The sequence below is a fragment of the Curtobacterium sp. B8 genome (assembly GCF_000333315.1).
Lineage (GTDB): Bacteria > Actinomycetota > Actinomycetes > Actinomycetales > Microbacteriaceae > Curtobacterium > Curtobacterium luteum.
On sequence record NZ_BACW01000624.1, the window covers coordinates 1 to 1,224 of the forward strand.

Here is a 1,224-nt window from a genome sequence, read left to right on the forward strand (position 1 = left end):
GTTCGAAGGCGCGGTGGTCGAGGGCTTCGTCGTAGAGCTGCACGACGAGTCCGGGGCACCGGGCCTGGGCCTCGCGCAGCCGGAGCCCCCGGGCGACCCCGTGCTGGCGGGCGCTCGCGGAGCAGGCGAAGACCTGCCCCTTGACGATGACGGCGAACGGCTGCTCCGGGGGTTCCCCGGCCGCCCGGGCGGCGGCGACCACCGGCCAGTCCGGGCACCAGAGGACGATCGAGCGTGTCGGCGGCGCCTCGGCCACCGCACCGCTGCGCAGCACCGGGGCGCTCCCACCGCGCAGCGCCGCCCCCGCGACGGGTGCTCCGCCGCGGGCAGCCCCGACCCGAGGGGCCGCACCGCGGGACGCGCCGGCCCGACCGCGCGGGCTCACGACGCCACCGCCACCGGTCGGAGCACCGGACGCGACGCCGTCGCCGGCTCCACGGGACGGACCGCGCCGTCGGCCGCGGGCAGCAGGAGTTCGGCGCGCACCGGCCGGACCGCTCCGGCACGACCGGTCGCCGTGACCGTCGCCCGGCGTTCGGCGAGGTAGCCGTGCCCGTGGCCGATGCCGCCCCACTCGGAGGCGGTGACCTGCAGCGAGACGTCGGCCCCGGGCCAGGACCCGAGCGCGACGAGGGCTCCCCCGCGCTGCCGGAGCCGGGCGGAGAGTCGCGACACGTCCCCGGGCACCACGCGCCCCAGCGGTCGCGTCAGCACGATCTGCGCGACGTCGACGAGGGCGGCCGTCACCGTCAGCCACTGGTCGCCCGGGTCCGGTACGAGCACCAGGCGCTCGAGGTCGATCCCCGCGGCGGCGGCGGCTTCGACCCCGAAGGACGGCACCCCGACCACGGCGCACCACGCACCCTCGGCCGAGGCGGCCTGCAGCATGGTCATCGCCAGCAGCACCGAGTCCTGCACGGCGTAGGTGCCCCCGACCCGGATCGCCCCACCGGGGAGCAGGGGCGCGACCGCCGGTGCCGTGGGCAGCCCCACCACGGTGTCGACCCGGGTGGACTCCATCTCGGCGACGCGGGACCGCAGGCTCGTGATCCGTTCGAGTGCCGCACGGGCGTCCCCGAGGTGGTCGACGCGACGGACCGGGCGCACGGCCCCGCCCGCCCGGGGAGACTCCGCAGGAGCCCCGGGCGACGCGAGTGCCGCTGCCGACTGCATGCCCTCATATTCGAACATGTGTTCGATGATGTCAATCGGGTCCGACATCCT

Annotated in this window: 1 protein-coding gene and 1 pseudogene; both read right to left on the bottom strand. The window is 77.0% G+C overall.

Translation table 11 applies throughout. The features are described 5' to 3' along the window. Positions 1 to 274 (bottom strand): annotated as a pseudogene (locus I59_RS20320) (DNA polymerase Y family protein); the annotation flags it as partial. A gap of 107 nt (positions 275 to 381) precedes the next feature. Beyond that, positions 382 to 1,224, bottom strand: an 843-nt coding sequence (locus I59_RS16770; protein WP_222835032.1) for a hypothetical protein, incomplete at its 5' end; no start/stop codon positions are given.